The 14,435-nt window shown below is 59.5% G+C and carries 20 protein-coding genes; 6 read left to right on the forward strand and 14 right to left on the reverse strand.

Features of this window, described 5'->3' with window-relative positions; all coding sequences use genetic code 11:
• Positions 1-35 precede the first annotated feature (35 nt).
• Both WN72_RS09075 and WN72_RS09080 read right to left on the reverse strand, forming a co-directional pair.
• The gene (locus WN72_RS09075) at positions 36-569 is read right to left on the reverse strand and encodes a peptidoglycan-binding domain-containing protein (RefSeq protein WP_092220576.1); all 534 of its coding nucleotides are present in this window, start codon (positions 567-569) and stop codon (positions 36-38) included.
• Between the two features lie 289 nt (positions 570-858).
• A complete protein-coding gene (locus WN72_RS09080; RefSeq protein ID WP_092220574.1) occupies positions 859-1,053 on the reverse strand; it encodes a helix-turn-helix domain-containing protein in 195 nt (64 codons plus the stop codon).
• 105 nt (positions 1,054-1,158) lie between these two features.
• Between WN72_RS09080 and istA the strand changes: the two genes are divergently transcribed.
• Positions 1,159-2,463, forward strand: coding sequence for an IS21 family transposase (gene istA / locus WN72_RS09085; RefSeq protein WP_092220572.1), 1,305 nt, complete (start codon positions 1,159-1,161; stop codon positions 2,461-2,463).
• A complete protein-coding gene (gene istB, locus WN72_RS09090; protein ID WP_092220570.1) occupies positions 2,463-3,323 on the forward strand; it encodes an IS21-like element helper ATPase IstB in 861 nt (286 codons plus the stop codon). The genes istA and istB overlap by 1 nt, the downstream gene beginning before the upstream one ends.
• A gap of 1,116 nt (positions 3,324-4,439) precedes the next feature.
• On the opposite strand, the gene WN72_RS09095 is transcribed toward istB, so the two are convergent.
• Complete coding sequence (locus tag WN72_RS09095; RefSeq protein WP_092220566.1) at positions 4,440-4,655, reverse strand: hypothetical protein; 216 nt, start codon at positions 4,653-4,655, stop codon at positions 4,440-4,442.
• Between WN72_RS09095 and WN72_RS09100 the strand changes: the two genes are divergently transcribed.
• Positions 4,636-5,223 carry a sigma-70 family RNA polymerase sigma factor gene (locus WN72_RS09100; RefSeq protein WP_244554009.1) on the forward strand — a complete coding sequence of 196 codons (588 nt, stop codon included), beginning with the start codon at positions 4,636-4,638 and terminating at the stop codon, positions 5,221-5,223. The two genes, WN72_RS09095 and WN72_RS09100, sit on opposite strands and share 20 nt — an antisense overlap.
• Complete coding sequence (locus WN72_RS09105) at positions 5,223-5,966, forward strand: anti-sigma factor family protein (protein ID WP_092220562.1); 744 nt, start codon at positions 5,223-5,225, stop codon at positions 5,964-5,966. The genes WN72_RS09100 and WN72_RS09105 overlap by 1 nt, the downstream gene beginning before the upstream one ends.
• 90 nt (positions 5,967-6,056) lie before the next feature.
• Here the strand turns inward: WN72_RS09105 and WN72_RS46700 are convergent, their stop codons facing one another.
• From WN72_RS46700 to WN72_RS09155, 11 genes are all read right to left on the reverse strand, one after another.
• A complete protein-coding gene (locus tag WN72_RS46700) occupies positions 6,057-6,221 on the reverse strand; it encodes a DNA ligase-like domain-containing protein (RefSeq protein WP_244554008.1) in 165 nt (54 codons plus the stop codon).
• A 349-nt stretch (positions 6,222-6,570) separates the two neighbouring features.
• On the reverse strand, positions 6,571-6,705 hold the full coding sequence (locus WN72_RS47475; RefSeq protein WP_283807173.1) for a hypothetical protein: 135 nt from the start codon (positions 6,703-6,705) through the stop codon (positions 6,571-6,573).
• A 26-nt stretch (positions 6,706-6,731) separates the two neighbouring features.
• Entirely contained in the window at positions 6,732-6,983 is a 252-nt protein-coding gene (locus tag WN72_RS09115; RefSeq protein ID WP_092220559.1) for a hypothetical protein, read from the reverse strand.
• Positions 6,980-8,629, reverse strand: coding sequence for an IS66 family transposase (gene tnpC / locus WN72_RS09120; protein WP_194482929.1), 1,650 nt, complete (start codon positions 8,627-8,629; stop codon positions 6,980-6,982). The genes WN72_RS09115 and tnpC overlap by 4 nt, the downstream gene beginning before the upstream one ends.
• A gap of 70 nt (positions 8,630-8,699) precedes the next feature.
• Positions 8,700-9,047: an IS66 family insertion sequence element accessory protein TnpB gene (tnpB, locus tag WN72_RS09125; protein WP_018272609.1), complete on the reverse strand. Its 348-nt coding sequence runs from the start codon at positions 9,045-9,047 to the stop codon at positions 8,700-8,702.
• Entirely contained in the window at positions 9,044-9,439 is a 396-nt protein-coding gene (gene tnpA, locus WN72_RS09130) for an IS66-like element accessory protein TnpA (protein ID WP_092218171.1), read from the reverse strand. The genes tnpB and tnpA overlap by 4 nt, the downstream gene beginning before the upstream one ends.
• 200 nt (positions 9,440-9,639) lie before the next feature.
• A complete protein-coding gene (locus WN72_RS09135) occupies positions 9,640-10,200 on the reverse strand; it encodes a hypothetical protein (protein ID WP_143130738.1) in 561 nt (186 codons plus the stop codon).
• Positions 10,197-10,799, reverse strand: coding sequence for a HEAT repeat domain-containing protein (locus tag WN72_RS09140; RefSeq protein ID WP_143130739.1), 603 nt, complete (start codon positions 10,797-10,799; stop codon positions 10,197-10,199). Before WN72_RS09140 ends, WN72_RS09135 begins: the two co-directional genes overlap by 4 nt.
• Positions 10,796-11,551: a hypothetical protein gene (locus tag WN72_RS09145; RefSeq protein WP_092218174.1), complete on the reverse strand. Its 756-nt coding sequence runs from the start codon at positions 11,549-11,551 to the stop codon at positions 10,796-10,798. The genes WN72_RS09140 and WN72_RS09145 overlap by 4 nt, the downstream gene beginning before the upstream one ends.
• 451 nt (positions 11,552-12,002) lie before the next feature.
• On the reverse strand, positions 12,003-12,416 hold the full coding sequence (locus tag WN72_RS09150; protein WP_092218175.1) for a hypothetical protein: 414 nt from the start codon (positions 12,414-12,416) through the stop codon (positions 12,003-12,005).
• Between the two features lie 127 nt (positions 12,417-12,543).
• Complete coding sequence (locus WN72_RS09155) at positions 12,544-12,981, reverse strand: pepsin/retropepsin-like aspartic protease family protein (protein ID WP_143130740.1); 438 nt, start codon at positions 12,979-12,981, stop codon at positions 12,544-12,546.
• Between the two features lie 930 nt (positions 12,982-13,911).
• On the opposite strand from WN72_RS09155, the gene WN72_RS09160 reads away from it, so the two are divergent.
• Both WN72_RS09160 and WN72_RS47480 read left to right on the forward strand, forming a co-directional pair.
• On the forward strand, positions 13,912-14,175 hold the full coding sequence (locus WN72_RS09160; RefSeq protein WP_143130741.1) for a hypothetical protein: 264 nt from the start codon (positions 13,912-13,914) through the stop codon (positions 14,173-14,175).
• Positions 14,154-14,435 (forward strand): glucokinase, encoded by a 282-nt coding sequence (locus WN72_RS47480; RefSeq protein ID WP_283807157.1) that lies wholly within the window; start codon positions 14,154-14,156, stop codon positions 14,433-14,435. The genes WN72_RS09160 and WN72_RS47480 overlap by 22 nt, the downstream gene beginning before the upstream one ends.

Below are 14,435 nucleotides of genomic sequence, written 5' to 3' on the forward strand. Positions count from 1 at the left end.
CACGTCGGAAAATTTGCCGACCTAAGCGCAGTCGCTCATTTGGTGGGCTTGATCGGTTCGAAGAACTCTGGCCAGGCCTCTCGAAGCTTGCCGTACGTGATCGGGCCAACATAACCGTCCGCCTCTACGTTTTGCGAAAGTTGAAATTCGACCACGGCCCGAAAATAAGCGTCGTTCACCTCATCATTTGGCGGCCCGGAATACTTGCCGACGTGTCGCAGTACCAGCTTCACCTCGTGAACAGTGATGATCTGGTTGTGTATGGCCGCCCCCAACCAAACTTTCGGCTTATCGGTGGGAACGGGTGAAGGGAGAGCGGCAAGCGTTTGGGTTGGCGCGGCGGTTTGATTCGAAGGCGTCGCGACAGCGGCCTTCGGGAATATTCCCGGAAACGCCGAACACAGGACCACCAAGACAATACCGACGGCCAGACTGAGTGCCCGCGAGAGCGTCGGGAGAGTTGGAATCTTGATTTCCTTTACTTCGATCCCGCCGCCGAAAATGCCGATCACAATCAGAGCTAATCCCAGGAGGAATGTCAGAGTTTGAGGCGACAACAGTTCTTGCATGCGACCCCTCCGCTACTGCGCCGAGAACATGGAGTGCGTGCCTTAGATGAGACAGATCAAGAGAGCGAGGTCGATTGGATGTCCTTGGCACGTCCGTTTTGTGGGTCCTGTAGCGACCGGCCGGCGCGACCGCTCGGTTGTTTGTTAGTCGGCATTGTCCCCCTGGTTGCCGCACTTCCCTAGATCACGTTTCGGAGAAATGGCTGCGTCATCTTGTCGTGCGCGCGCAAGCGCCAAAGCGAGTGCAGTGCAACTGTGGAGCTCCAGATATCGCACCGACCTGGGCGCCTTAACCACGCATGCGCTCGAACAGCGCCGGCTCCCGGTCAACCAGCCGCAGCAGCACCAGGGCGGCACCGGTCGGCTTCCGCTTTCCCTGCTCCCAGTGGCGCAGGGTCTTCACGGGGATACCGAGCCCATCGGCAAAGGCCTGTTGGGTGAGAGGAAGATATCCGTTCCGGAATTTGTGGCGGATCGCGGCCACGTCGGGAATGTCCCTCGCGATACTGGCTTGTCGCGCGCCATGGAAAACTGCCCCCTCGGCGTCATGAGGAATTGCCCCCTCCTTGGATAGCCGAGGAGAGAGCGAATGAAAGAGGAACGAATCACTAGAGGCTCGCGGTGGAGTGATCCACGGGGGCAGGTGATGAAGACGCCGGATGACGTGGCGGAGATGTTGCGCCTGAGGGCGTGCGGGTGGGGTCTGAAGCGGATTGCGCGCGAGCTGGGCTGCAGCCATCACACGGTGAAGGGCTACGTGGCGGCGGGCGGGGTTAAGCCGTTCAAATCGCCTGAGCGACCGAAACGGCTTGATGGCCTTGAGGGTTGGCTGCGCGAGAGGCTCATTCGGCATCGCGGCAATGCGGATGTGGTGCGCCAGGACTTGTTGGCCGAAAAAGGTGTGGCAGTCAGCCGGCGAACGCTGCAACGCGCCGTGCAGCCCTATCGCCAGGCGCTGAAGGCGGAGGCACTGGCGACGACGCGGTTCGAGACGCCCCCTGGCCGGCAGCTACAGATCGATTTTGGCGAGCGTCTGGTCGAGATCGGCGTGGTGAAGATCAAGGCGTTTGTGTTCGTGGCGACGCTCGGGCATTCGCGACGACTGCATGTGCGGGCGTTCCGGGCTGAGAAGCAAGAGCACTGGTTCGCCGGTCTCGAGAGCGCATTTACGACCTTCGGTGGCGTGCCGGAGGAAGTGCTGATGGACAATCCACGCGCGCTCGTGGTGCGCCACGACGCGGTGAGCCGGTCGGTTCAGTTTAACGACAAGCTCATCGCGTTTGCGAAGCATTGGGGCTTCCGTCCACGCGCCTGCGCGCCATATCGGGCACGCACCAAGGGCAAGACGGAGAATGGCGTCGGCTACGTGAAGAAGAACGCGATCGCGGGGCATTCCTTCCCAAGCTGGGAGGCATTCGAGGCGCATCTCGCAGAGTGGGAACGTAAGGTTGCGAACGTACGTATCCACGGCACGACCGGCGAGGCTCCGATCGTTCGCTTCGCGCGTGACGAGGCACACCGGTTGAAACCGCTCGGTGGGCAGCCGTCGTTCGGATCATTGCGCGAACTAACCCGGGTCGTCGGCAACGATTGCGCCATCGAGCTCGACACGAACAGTTACTCGGTGCCGTGGCGCCTGATTGGTGAGCGCGTGGCGGTAACGGTCGCGGCCGGCGAAGTGCGGATCCGCCATGGACTGCACCAGGTGGCGGTCCACAAGCAATCGGAGGGGCGCCGGCTGCGGATCGTCGATCCCGCCCATCTCGACGGTGTTGCTGGACGCAATGGCGCGGTCCGCCGACCGGAGATTGCGACGGCGCCCGGGTCGTCTCCACCGCCCTCGTTGTTGCGTCCTCTTGCCGAATATGAAGCCGTGATCGGGGGACGCTTCTGATGACGCGCGCAAAGAAGGCAACCGAAGTACCGACTGATCCCCTCGATGCCATGCTGGCGCGATTGCAGCTCTCCGGCATCCGCGACCAGCTCGACAATTTGCTCGACGAGGCGGCACGCGCAAACCTGTCGGCGCGTGAGACGCTGATCCTGCTGTGCGAACGTGAGATCGCGCGCAAAGATCATCGCCGCATCGACATGGCTCTGAAACTTGCACACTTCCCGGCAGTGAAGGAGCTTGCGGGCTTCGACTTCGAGGCGCAGCCGTCGATCGATCCGAAGCAGATCCGCGACCTGGCCGCGTCACGTTGGATCGCCAACGGAGAGAACGTGCTGCTGCTCGGGCCGCCCGGCGTTGGCAAGACGCACTTGTCGATCGCGCTGGGGCGAGAAGCAATCCTGGCCGGGTACACAGTGCAGTTCACCACGGCGACGACGCTCGTCGCTGGCCTTGCCAAGGCGCATGGCGAGCGGCGCCTGGACGAGAAACTGCTCGCGCTGTCAAAGCCAAAGCTACTGATCGTCGATGAACTCGGCTACCTGCCGCTGGAACCTGACGCGGCGCACCTGTTCTTCCAACTGGTCAGCCGGCGCTACGAAACCGGCGCCATGCTGATCACGTCGAACCGCAGCGTTGCTGAATGGGGCACCGTGTTCGCCGATCCGGTGGTCGCCACCGCGATCCTCGACCGGCTCCTGCACCACAGCCACGTGCTGACTATCCGCGGCGACAGTTACCGGCTCCGCGCCAAGCGCAAGAGCGGCCTCATCCAGCCGCCGCCCGCCGGTGACGGCCCTCCGGTCGGCTCCGCCTCCCTCCGGCCCGTCACCGGCGGAAACAACCTTCAATCGAGATCATAACCCAGATGGTGGGGGCAGTTCTTCATGACGCAAAGGGGGCAGTTCCGGATGGCGTTTGACAACTGGCTGGCAAAACTGCCTCCGTAGGGTAATTTGCTTGCGTCATCGCTGCTGCCTCTGTGCTGTGGCGTTAATTCCGCCAGCTGGCGGATATAGCTGTGCGAGGATCGGCGCCGCGATGTGGTGGAAAGTGCTCCAAGGGGGCACCGCTTTTGCCGTAATCGGGACGAACATTCACTGGCAATAGACGCCAAACAATTATCTCGTCTCGATCCTCGCCTTTATCGCGGCTCTGCTCGTCACCGGTGCACTCACGGCGCTAATTGATCTTGGCCGGGCGCTGGCAGCGAAGCGGCGCGCGCGGCGGCCAGCGTCCGCACCAGCCGGCTTACGCCGCTCTCAGGAGCAGCCGGGGCCAGCGCCTGGTTGGAGAGATAGCACGGGGAGCGCTGGAGTGCGTTTAAGCGGACCAGCCTCGCAAGGTATCGGAACGTCAAACCGCTGCGGGGAGTGCGAGAGCAGCTCTCAGGGAGATACGGATAAGAGCGCTATCTCCTCCGAAAAGAAGCCGCTTCCGCCGCTTGCGAGATAGAGACCGACAATCAGAAGCAGAGCGAACGCCGAGTATCCTAATATAATCGAACCGTCGTAGCTGCGCAGTCCAGTAAAGCGCTTCCTTGTTCGCTTGATGGGCGATCTGCATTTGTATCTCCGTTTGAAATAGAGGAATGGTCGTGCTCAGCCAAGCGGCCGCTCTAGAACCGCGTCGACTCGGGATTGATCGCTTCGATCTCTTCAACGGCTTAAAAGCTGTCGTAAACAGGATGGCGAGGCAGCCAATTGTATCTGCTGAAAAAACCGTCCCAGTAAGCAAGTCGTGTGTCACAACCAATGCGTAACCAATGGCTGCAAAGCAGCGGCAAATAAGAACCAGGTCGAGACTAAGGCTGCCTCTCCACCAGTCTCATCGTCGTGAACTCTCATAATTTGAGGGATGTAACCCAGCAGCCTCGCGGTGTTGAGGACGACAAATGCGCTTAACGAGCAATCTGCCAGGGTCATGAAGTTACCAGGACAACAGAGGAAAAAACGAGGTGCAATGCTGTGTCTCATTCATTAAACTAGCTCTTCCGAGAAAAATTCCCGGTCGACGATTTTTTTCATTTCTTGGTTGCGCCTGGCGGCGATCGCCTGGGAGCCCAACTCATCCCGCGGCGACTTTTGATTGATAACTGGTTTTGTGGGCTTTTCGGCTGCAAGAACGCCTAACTTCGCAAGTGCTGAGGTCGCAAGTTCCGTTTTTTTGAACTGAGTGGGAATTTCTGGTTCCATTTCGAGTCAAATCTTTAGGGGGCTCTTGAACCCGGATCAAACCGCCAGGTTCAGAACGCTTGTCGTACCGCATCTTGCTGACGCGCTGGCTTTCGCGCGATGGATCACGCGCGATCGGGCTGACGCCGAGGACGTTGTGCAGGAAGCCTGCATTCGCGCTTTCCGCTCGCTTGACCGATTTGCCGGTTCAAATGCAAAGGCTTGGCTCTTGACCATCGTCAGGAATACAGCCTTCACCTGGTTGAATGACAAAAGGCGCCTGTCATTGGTAAGGCTGGATGACCTTAGTGACCAGGAGCGTCTTGAAGTGGAGCAAGGCGAGGCTCGTGAGGACGACATTTCGCCGGAGGCAGCAATAATCGCTGTGGGAGAATCCGCCTTACTGGATAGACATATTTCTGAGTTGCCAATGGGGTTCAGGGTGGTCTTGGTACTTCGGGACATACAGGGATTGGAGTACCGAGAAATCTCCGATGTCATGGGACTGCCGCTGGGGACCGTCATGTCAAGACTTGCACGCGCACGTCAGAGACTTATTGCGCAGATCCGTCGAGAGAGGTCGTCCTGATGCGCCTCACCAATGACGATGTGCTTCTGCTTCACGCCTATCTGGATGGTGAGCTGGATGTCACAACTTCGCTCAGCATGGAGAGCAAAATCCGTGAGGATGCCACTCTGCAGCACATGGCGCGCGAAGTCACAAATCTGAAGTCGGCTCTGTCGCGACTTCATACTGAGCGTGACGTTTCGGAAGCGTTTATGAGTCGCATGGAGGGCAAGCTCGGAATCGAAAGACGATGGCGGCCCCCTCAATGGGCGCTCTTAGCAGCCTCTTTGATGATTGTAGTTGGCGCGTCCGTTTCCTTGACCTCAATCGCCGTCCTTCAGCGCGAGCCGCTTAGCTCTAGCGCTCAGCTTCTCGATGGACACTTGCGCGCGCTCATGTCTTCGAACCAGACGGACGTCAGCTCGTCTTACCGCCATACCGTCAAGCCATGGTTCAACGGTCGCATTACGCAAGCTCCTCGCGTTGCTGATTTGACTGGCCAGGGCTTCGAGCTGCTCGGGGCGCGCATAGACGTGATAGCAAGCACCCCGGTGCCCACGCTGGTCTATCGCCGACGTCAGCACATTATAAGTCTAAGCGAGATACTGCTCGATGACACCAAAAAGAGCGACATTCAGGAAAGAAGCGAGCATGGATACAATATCGTCACCTGGACCGAAGGTCCGCGTTCATTTGTGGCGATCTCAGATCTGAACTCGACCGAGTTGGTGAGTTTCGCCCGATCCGTCCGAGACAGCAGCTGAGACAGTCGACGTCATGCCCTGGATCCACTTGGATCGAACGACACAAACGTCTCGGGCCGCTCGGGGCGGTCTGTCTGGTCCGGGGATGACCTACCCGCGCAGCCGCGCCAAATTGGTTTTGTGCATGGAGAGCGGCAACTGCCGTACGTCCTCGCCGCCCAGAGCGAGGACATCAAAGCGTAGAGCTGCACCGCCCTCATCATGCCGTCGTGAGTGCAGCGCGTTGAAGTCCGAAATTTCGTCGACGCCGAGCACCACGGCCTCGCCATCTATGACGAATTGCTGCTCGCGGTTCTTCAGCGCGGATTCGACAATCCAAGGGAAGCGGTCGGTCCAGTTATGGCCGTCGAAGCGTCAGTGCCGCCATCCGTCCTTGTCGAGGTCGACCCGGAACTCCTCCGGCATCTGCGGCACTTCGCCTTCCCCGAGGACGTTGCACGTCGGGCAGGGCGCACCTGCACCGCCACAGCTGCACGCCCGCGGGCCCTCCCAAGGGCGGACTAGAGGTGATTTTCGCAGACCCAGCGAAAGCCGTCACAAGTGGTGCATGTCATTCTGGATGTCAAACGGGCCCGGATCCCGAGGTTTTAGGTCCGCGGCAGGCTTAAGCAACCGCACCTTGGTCGCGTTCGTGCAGCTCGAGCCAGCCGTGCTCGACGGCGTACCCAATGCCAGCGTCGAACTCGCTGCCCTTCTCCTTCAATTCGAACAGGAAGTGCGCGCTGATCTTCGTACGCATCCGGCGTAGGCCGCAGGCTGATTGGATCATTCCCGTTGCCAGCGCGTGAGCAGCTTGGGGTTTTCTTTGTAGAACCTGACGAGCTCGATCAGGTTTTCGATGCCAAAGTCGGTGAACGCCTGAACACCATCTTCGCCGACGCCATAGACCCAGATCAGGCCGTCCTCGATCTCCATTTCGATGGCAATGTCGCCCAGCCAGTCTTCGTCTTCACCGAGGTCCTTTGCGACCTGGGTGATGGTGGTGACGTGATGAACCTTGTTGACGTGCGTGGTCATGCCGCTCGAGCGGAGAACGCTGATGCCGGCGTCCAATTCCAGGGCAGAAGCTCGTCCAGCCGGTGAGCTGGGTGGGCGGCGATGCGGGCAAGGATATCCGTGAGCCAGGCCTGTGGATCGACGCCATTCATTTTGGCCGTGATGATCAAGCTATACATGGAAGCCGCGCGCCGTCCGCCGCGATCAGAGCCGCAGAACAACCAGGATTTTCGTCCAAGGGCGATGCCTCGCAAGCCTCTTTCGGCGGCATTGTTCGAGAGACAGACTCGGCCGTCCTCCAGGAACCGCGTGAAGCTCGCCCACCGCTTCAGGATGTAGTTGAACGCCTTGGCCAGGTCGTGCCCACGGGACAGCTTGGCGAGCTGCTCCCGCATATAGACCTGCAGGTCCTCGACCAGGGGCCGGCTCAGCGTCTGTCGCATCTCCAGACGCTCTTCGGGGCTCCTGCCATTGATGGAGCGCTCGATCTCGAACAGCGCATCGATCCGCCGCACGACCTCGACCGCGATGGGCGAGAGCGGGATCTCCTTCTTGCCGGTGGCCTTGCGACGCGCATTCTCTTCGATATCGGCCATGGCGAAGAATGGGCGCCGCGCATGGACCCAACACGCCGCTTCCCGGATCGGTCCAGGGTGGCGTCCCGCCAGATAGAGCTGGTTGTACCCGTCATAGGCGTCGGCCTGCAGGATGCCGGCATACCCCGCCAGATGCGCCTGGGGATGCTCGCCCCTACGGTCGCGGGAGTAGTAGAACATCGCCGCCGGCGGCCCGGCGCCGCCAAACGGCCGATCGTCCCGGAGGTAGATCCAGCACCGTGCCGTATCGGTCTTGCCCTTGGCCAGCACCGGCACCGTCGTATCATCGGCATGCAGGCGCTCGGCCGCCATGACATGGGCTTCGACCAGGCGCAGCAGGGGATCCAGCGACGCACTGACCGATCCCACGGCGTCCGCCATGGTCGACAGCGCGATCGGCACGCCTTCCAGGGCGTAGCGCTCAGCCTGGCGGTTTAAGGGCTGATGTTGGCCGAACTTCTCGAACATGATCATGGCCAACAGGCTCGGGCCGGCCCATCCCCGTGCGACGGCATGGAATGGCGCCGGGGCCTGGCTGATCTTCTCGCAGTCGCGGCAGGAGAACTTCTCCCGCACCGTCTCGATCACCTTCCACTGGCGTGGTACCACTTCCAGTGTCCTCGTCACGTCCTCGCCGAGCTTGCGCAGACGATTGCCGCCACAGCACTCGCAAGCCGTCGGCGGTTCGATCACCACTCGTTCGCGCGGTAAATGCTCAGGGAACGTCTGGCGTTCGCCGCGCTGGCGCGTAAATCCGCGCACCGTCGTCGCCTTGGCCACAGCGCGCTCCGCCGCCAGCTCGTCTTCAGTGGCGTCACTTTCCAACTCTTCGAACGTCAAGGCCAACTGCTCGATCAGGCGCGACGAACGCTCCGACCGCTGGCCGTAGATCTGATGCTTTAGCTTGGCAATTTGCAGCTTCTGCTGGGCAATCAGCGCTTCGTCCTCAGACGCTTTCGCACGGGCGACCGCAAGTTCAGCTGCGATCTCCAAACCCTTCGCGCGCTCGGCTGCCAGCGCCGCTTTCAGGGCGGCAATGTCATCCGGAACAGCGTCGCGCTCAGCATCCATGCGACATAGTGAATCACAAATTGGAAGCGTTGGGACTCCCCAAAAATGCAAAATCTGCTGGATTTTGTGCTCAACCAGCGCTTCTCGGTCGCCAGCTCAGTTGTGGATTCCGCCAGTCGATCCCTTCCAGCATATAGGCCATCTGCGCCGCTGAGATCGATACCGCGCCGTCCGACGCCGAAGGCCAGATAAACTTGCCTCGGTCCAGGCGCTTGGCATAGAGCGACATACCCAACCCATCATGCCAAAGAATCTTGACCAGATCGCCGCTGCGGCCCCGGAAGATGTAGAGATCGCCGGCATGGGGATCGCGCTTCAGGCTCTCCTGAACCGTAAGAGCCAGGCTTCGCATGCCGCGACGCATATCGGTGTGGCCGGTCGCGATCCAGACTCTGACGCCGCTCGGAATCGGAATCATCGTCGTCGCAACAGCTCAAGAACCTGCTGCAGCGCCTCAACGTCCACGTCACGGTCAACGCGAACACGACAACCGCCCCCGAGATCAATCTCGATGATTCCAGCCCTTGCACGCTGCGCAGGCGGTGAAGACGCCAGTTGTGGTGCGCCGCTCGAGATCGGAGCCGCTACAGGTGTGATCTCGACGGGAATAAGAGCAGGCGCAGCATCTCCGCCCAATCGCCCCTGGCGCGCTTGTCGACGCCAGGTGAACAGCAGGCTATGAGCCACCCCGTGCCGGCGTGCCACCCCGCAGACCGTCTCGCCGGGCTGCAAGGTCTCTTCGACAAGGCGGACCTTCTCGTCGTAACTCCATCGCCGCCGACGCTCGGCGCCCAACACATTGACCTGCATTCCCGGCGTGACCTTAAAGCTAGACTTAAGGTCAAATCCTCAGGCCGCCTCGCAAACTACACAAGGCGGCCTTCGCCGGAGAGATACTGATCTTCTCTATATGGATGCGTCCGTTCTGGACGGGCTCCATGCTGGCCGCGAGTCCAGCAGCTTGCGAGCTGCGGCTTCCGGGTCAGAATAGGGATCGCCGTCTGCGTATTTCAAGCCGACGCCGGTTTTGGTGCCGGGAGAGCCAACTGGATATGACCGGCATCAAACAGCTTTTTTATCAAGCCAGAACCCACGGCGTCTGATTGGATACGGCCCGATGCGAGCGCTGCAGCCATAGCTTGCATGACCTGGGCTTGACTTCGGAAGATAGGATCTCGAAACTTAAAAGCTTTTGCCAAAGCGATTGCGTCGCCGACCGAATTGATCTGAATCACCTGGTGCTTGCTCGCTCCGTTCAGCTTCGTATCCAAAGACTCTCCGCGAGTGCTCTTCATGATGAGGCCAAGTTCTTTTTTCACCTTCCAGTCACTGATCACACGCAAGGTTACGTCTGTGAGGTTGGAGACGTTGCGCGCGTGCAGAGCCGCGACGATTGTATCTAGCTCAGCGGCCGCAGGCGGGTCGCTGACTTCCCATACTGATACCTCATTTTCGTTGTCTAGGATGTCCGCCAAAACATTGGCGGGAAAGGCAAGGTCTGCCGGCGTATCGGCAGCGACCCTGTCCCAGTCGCCTCGGCGACTTTTTCGCACGAATATCGCCACGGTCAACGCAGCATTGCTGCGGCGAGAAGAGCAATCTCACCTGTATCCTTTTGGCTGCTGATTTCTTCAAGGGCCTGCTTCGCCGGTAGAGCCTTCATGCGACCCAAAGCTCTCACGGCCGCTTTCCGGACCCGATAATCCGCGTCCTTGGCGTATCCCCGCAATGCGTGTGCACGCAGATACTCCGTATCCCGATGGCGAGACGCTCCGATTGCGAGAAGAAGGGGCTCAAAAGCTGAAAGGTTTTCTTTCAATAATCCAGCCTCAAGGACGGCGGTGCATGATGCTGGCTCGCCCATGAGATCGATAATTCGAGCGATGCAGTCGACCACTTCTTCGTTCTGATCATCATCCGATTGGTCGAGGTTATCGAGTTGCCCATAGATAAAGGAGTGAACGCGATCGCACTGGCCAGAAAAGATCTTCTGGTATTGGTCGAACGACGTAACGAATGTGTAGGAAGGTGATGCAACTGGACGATTGAACGCTTCGTTCAAGATTGTAGCCGCTGTCGATGAAGTGACAGGCACGATTGCAACGGTGCCATCCTCAAACATCGTTCGCGGTGCGCTATTGGAAAGAGGATACAGACTGGCATTGTTCATTTTGCTTTTTCTCCCTCCGCAAGCTTCACGGAATGTTCGCGCAGCTCGCTGACCACACGGGGCAAATCACTAATAGGGACAATATTTGACGCATCCGTACTTGTATCGATGTAAATCTGGGCGGCTGTGGCGAGGGGCGCTGATGGCAGAATTGGCATCGGAACGCCTAAGGCTCGCATCCGAACAGTAGCGACCTGTAGAGCTTGCCATCTCGCAAGCCGATTGATCACTCTACCTTGATCATCTCGCGCAGGTCGATTGATCTGGAAGATCAAGTCACTGTCTTTCTCTGGGTCTACCGGCACGCTCGGTATCAATCGATGCAGGGCGCGAACCGCTTCTTGGGCGTCCGACGTCGGTCGAATAAGCGTGATCGCATAGGCGACACGAATAGCGCCGGAAACCAAATTGACGGCTTTGTCGGCGACCGCGTCGAACATCTCCAAGGTTTGTCGGAAAGGCCCGACGAAAAAAAATGGTTTGTAGCCAGGCGTCAGAGGGTCGACCGTATTCTGGGATGGCTTGTCGCCCAGGACGATATCAATGCGGTTCGATTGCTGCATCACGTTGAGGAACGCATGAGAGACATCGCCCGCTTCCTGTTGCGTTTGCACCATACGCTCGACTGATGTTGAGGTTGGCTCGACGCCCGCGACCTCCCCGAAGATGGGCCGTTGGGTCCACCCCGGGATGTCAAGAAACGAAAGCCGAATACTTTCTGCTAGCCAGCCGTCAAGCGGATCCTGCAACATAACCCCCTCAGTCGGTGAGCTCGCCAGATTTTGGGATTTATGCATCATTTCTTAAGGAACCTGCCTACGGCACCGTGACAACATATGCAGAAATCAGTCAAGCGGCGTCATGTTCACTTTGGCGGAATGCTCCGCTGGAGGGGCGCATTCCGCCGCACAGAGCAACGCGGAACATGACCGGAACATTGCGGCGCACACACCCCCTCCGCCGCACACCGCTGTAATATAATCAGAAAGATAGCATTAAGAAGTCCTTAATGGGAACCCTGGTAGGCCGGGCCGGCCTTATTGCCGGCGAGGACCGCCAAGTGGGGACAGGCCGCCAATCCCGGGGAAGGCAAAATCGTTGTGGCGCGGTCGGCAGCTCGAAACGTCAGCAAAGGGTCGGTCTTGCCGGCTTAGGGCGCGGCAACTCCGCGGGCGGCCTTTGACCTTGGCTCACTCCTACTCGTCAGGCCTTTGGCATCTGGACACCAGTGCGGGACTTGGCTTCCGCAGCTCGAAGTGCGGATCGCAGCTGGCTGCTGGTTTCCGACTGCAGAACGAAGTAATGAGCGAGCCCGGATCCATCGAGAAGGCCAAGTGCCACCACCCCGGGCTGCTCAGTCGCATGTGCCGTAGCACGACTGATCGGCATCATCTTCACGAACCCCTTACCACCGACCGCGGTCTGGTGGTTTAAGCTTGACGAAAGTAATGCGGTGACAGTCTGCGCAAGATTGCTGGCATGTTCTGGGTCCAGGCCGATGCTGACGGACTTGCCTCCGTCTAAAGTAAACTTCAGCGCAACGACCTTGCCATCCGCTGACAACAATGCGTCGACAGAGTGAGCTGGCAAGAACGACAACTGTTCTGGCGTTGGCACTATTTCTCTCTGTTTTTATCAATTTCGCTCATCATGGGGCTTGGCGAGGGTAAGCCGAAGAATGTGTGCGCGTTGCCGCCTGCCACGTATGTCCAATCACGGCTCGCAATAAAGCGCGGGCTAGTGGCTAGACGAAACCCTGCGGGCTCACCAATATCTCCAATTCACCAATGCCAGCTGTGCTGTCATACGTGAACCTTGCGCCTTGCAAGAATTTGCGACCGAGGATCACACGCCAAGGCGACATCCTTCCGCTCAGATTGATCCCTCCGGCGCCAGTCTCGTGCAGCATGTTGCCTACTCCGGAATAGAGCATAAACCATACGCGATGGTTCGTCATGATCGCCGATCTGGCGACGCCGTGGTTCATTAGTCGCTCCAGTACCGGCGGATTATGAGCCTTGATGAGATCTTCGTCGATGAGGTTCCACTGTGAGCCGGTGTCGATGAGCGCTTTAACCTTGGTAATCCCGGCTGCGCCGCCCTGGACTTGTGTTGGCGGCTGGAAGCTGACGCCAATCTCGATGCAGCTGTCCATCAAATGGATGGTCTGTCGCTCGGCCATCGCGGAGCAGTCCCTCTACTGGCAACTTGATGCACTCCGGCTTCATTGGTTCACCCGTCGATGTCAGAACGAGCTCGGCAAGTTGCTGGCGGTTCCTTTTGATCACTGGCTTCCAGCGTTGCTCGCGATCTGGGAGGAGAGCATCTAGCAATGGAGAGTGGCGCGGATCTTGGTGAGCAGCAGATGCTTCGAAAGATCGATCCGCTTCCCCCAACCGCAGTCGTTTGGCCATCTGCTGAGTTTTGCGACGCGCAAAGTGATGCCTCGCAACAACCGCCGTCGAAGCGTGCGGACCGCTTACAGCCCCGCGTTCAAGGACTCTTCGATACGCAGGGAGAAAGGTCGCCTTAAGCTCGGCCATGGCCAAGTCGTCGCCCCACGCCGGTTGATCCCTCAGGGTGGTCTGACGCAGAGCTTGATACAGTTTGCGAAAATAGCCCCTCACAAAATGACCTGTGGCGGTTCTGCAACCACTGGTCAACAGGGAGCTGCGGGTCAACTGCGGGATTCACAGAAAACAAGCTGGTACCCCACCTTTCACGTCAGCATTTTCTGTCAATTTCAGCGAGGTCGGCGGAGAATTTGAGCCCGTTGCGGTTCGCCTCGCCCTGAGGACGGAACATAACGGGAGTGCCCAGGGCTTACAGATCGTCGCCCGGGCCGATCGAGTGCATGGCGATATGTGCTTCGATTAGCAGGTGAGCAAGAAGTCCTCGAGGTCTTCTCGAGAAAAATCGGCCCCGATGTCCCTTGCAGCTGTAATACTCGCCTTCAGTTAGGCCTTTCTTTCGGGCACGACGGCGCATTGATCTAAGAGCGCTCCGGGAAGGCATAGATAAGCTGGATGAGACTTGCCAGCACCGCAAAGCGGCCAAAGCGGCAGCGCGCGCCGCATATGATCGCCTTCGGCCTGATCTGCCTGAAACGCTGGTGGTCACTCCGTACAGCGCTTCCGCCGACGGCGAGCTTGACCTCGCCAAGGTGATCGAGGCGGAGGCATCCAGCGAAGCGCAGGCGCGCGCGGTATTTCAGCACTGCATGCGTGAAGCATCCGGCACCACGCGATCATTCAACAGTTCGGCCGCCGTGATCGGCGTCTTGCGATCATACAGCTTGGCGAACGCCACCTTGCGACAGGCGGTCCACTGGATGCGGCCTTCTCCGCGGCCGGTCTGGTCGAAGGCGACCGCGTGAAGCTGACCAACGGCGGCTGGTCGTTCTCTGTCGCCGGGACGAAGAACGCGCTCGGCCTGTCGCGCTTGGTCGTAGTCAACGACTTCGTCGGCGTCGCGCTCGGAGTCCCCTACCTGGCAGAGGGCGATCGCCGCACCGTCGGAGGCGGGGTGGCGAAGGGCGGGCCGATCGCCGTCGTCGGCGCCGGGACCGGGCTCGAAGTTGCAAGCCTTATTCCAACCGCGGCGGGGGCCGGCGTGGTTCCTGGTGAGGGCGGGTGA

It is taken from the genome of Bradyrhizobium arachidis, assembly GCF_015291705.1.
Taxonomy (GTDB): Bacteria; Pseudomonadota; Alphaproteobacteria; order Rhizobiales; family Xanthobacteraceae; genus Bradyrhizobium; species Bradyrhizobium arachidis.

What these genes read in the sequence shown, in the direction of transcription:
- WN72_RS09075 (WP_092220576.1), bottom strand. Translation starts at nt 569, where the DNA reads ATGCAAGAACTGTTGTCGCCTCAAACTCTGACATTCCTCCTGGGATTA.
- istA (WP_092220572.1), top strand. Translation starts at nt 1,159, where the DNA reads ATGAAAGAGGAACGAATCACTAGAGGCTCGCGGTGGAGTGATCCACGG.
- istB (WP_092220570.1), top strand. Translation starts at nt 2,463, where the DNA reads ATGACGCGCGCAAAGAAGGCAACCGAAGTACCGACTGATCCCCTCGAT.
- WN72_RS09095 (WP_092220566.1), bottom strand. Translation starts at nt 4,655, where the DNA reads ATGGAACCAGAAATTCCCACTCAGTTCAAAAAAACGGAACTTGCGACC.
- WN72_RS09105 (WP_092220562.1), top strand. Translation starts at nt 5,223, where the DNA reads ATGCGCCTCACCAATGACGATGTGCTTCTGCTTCACGCCTATCTGGAT.
- WN72_RS47475 (WP_283807173.1), bottom strand. Translation starts at nt 6,705, where the DNA reads ATGCGTACGAAGATCAGCGCGCACTTCCTGTTCGAATTGAAGGAGAAG.
- WN72_RS09115 (WP_092220559.1), bottom strand. Translation starts at nt 6,983, where the DNA reads ATGACCACGCACGTCAACAAGGTTCATCACGTCACCACCATCACCCAG.
- tnpC (WP_194482929.1), bottom strand. Translation starts at nt 8,629, where the DNA reads ATGGATGCTGAGCGCGACGCTGTTCCGGATGACATTGCCGCCCTGAAA.
- tnpB (WP_018272609.1), bottom strand. Translation starts at nt 9,047, where the DNA reads ATGATTCCGATTCCGAGCGGCGTCAGAGTCTGGATCGCGACCGGCCAC.
- tnpA (WP_092218171.1), bottom strand. Translation starts at nt 9,439, where the DNA reads ATGCAGGTCAATGTGTTGGGCGCCGAGCGTCGGCGGCGATGGAGTTAC.
- WN72_RS09140 (WP_143130739.1), bottom strand. Translation starts at nt 10,799, where the DNA reads ATGAACAATGCCAGTCTGTATCCTCTTTCCAATAGCGCACCGCGAACG.
- WN72_RS09145 (WP_092218174.1), bottom strand. Translation starts at nt 11,551, where the DNA reads ATGTTGCAGGATCCGCTTGACGGCTGGCTAGCAGAAAGTATTCGGCTT.
- WN72_RS09155 (WP_143130740.1), bottom strand. Translation starts at nt 12,981, where the DNA reads ATGGCCGAGCGACAGACCATCCATTTGATGGACAGCTGCATCGAGATT.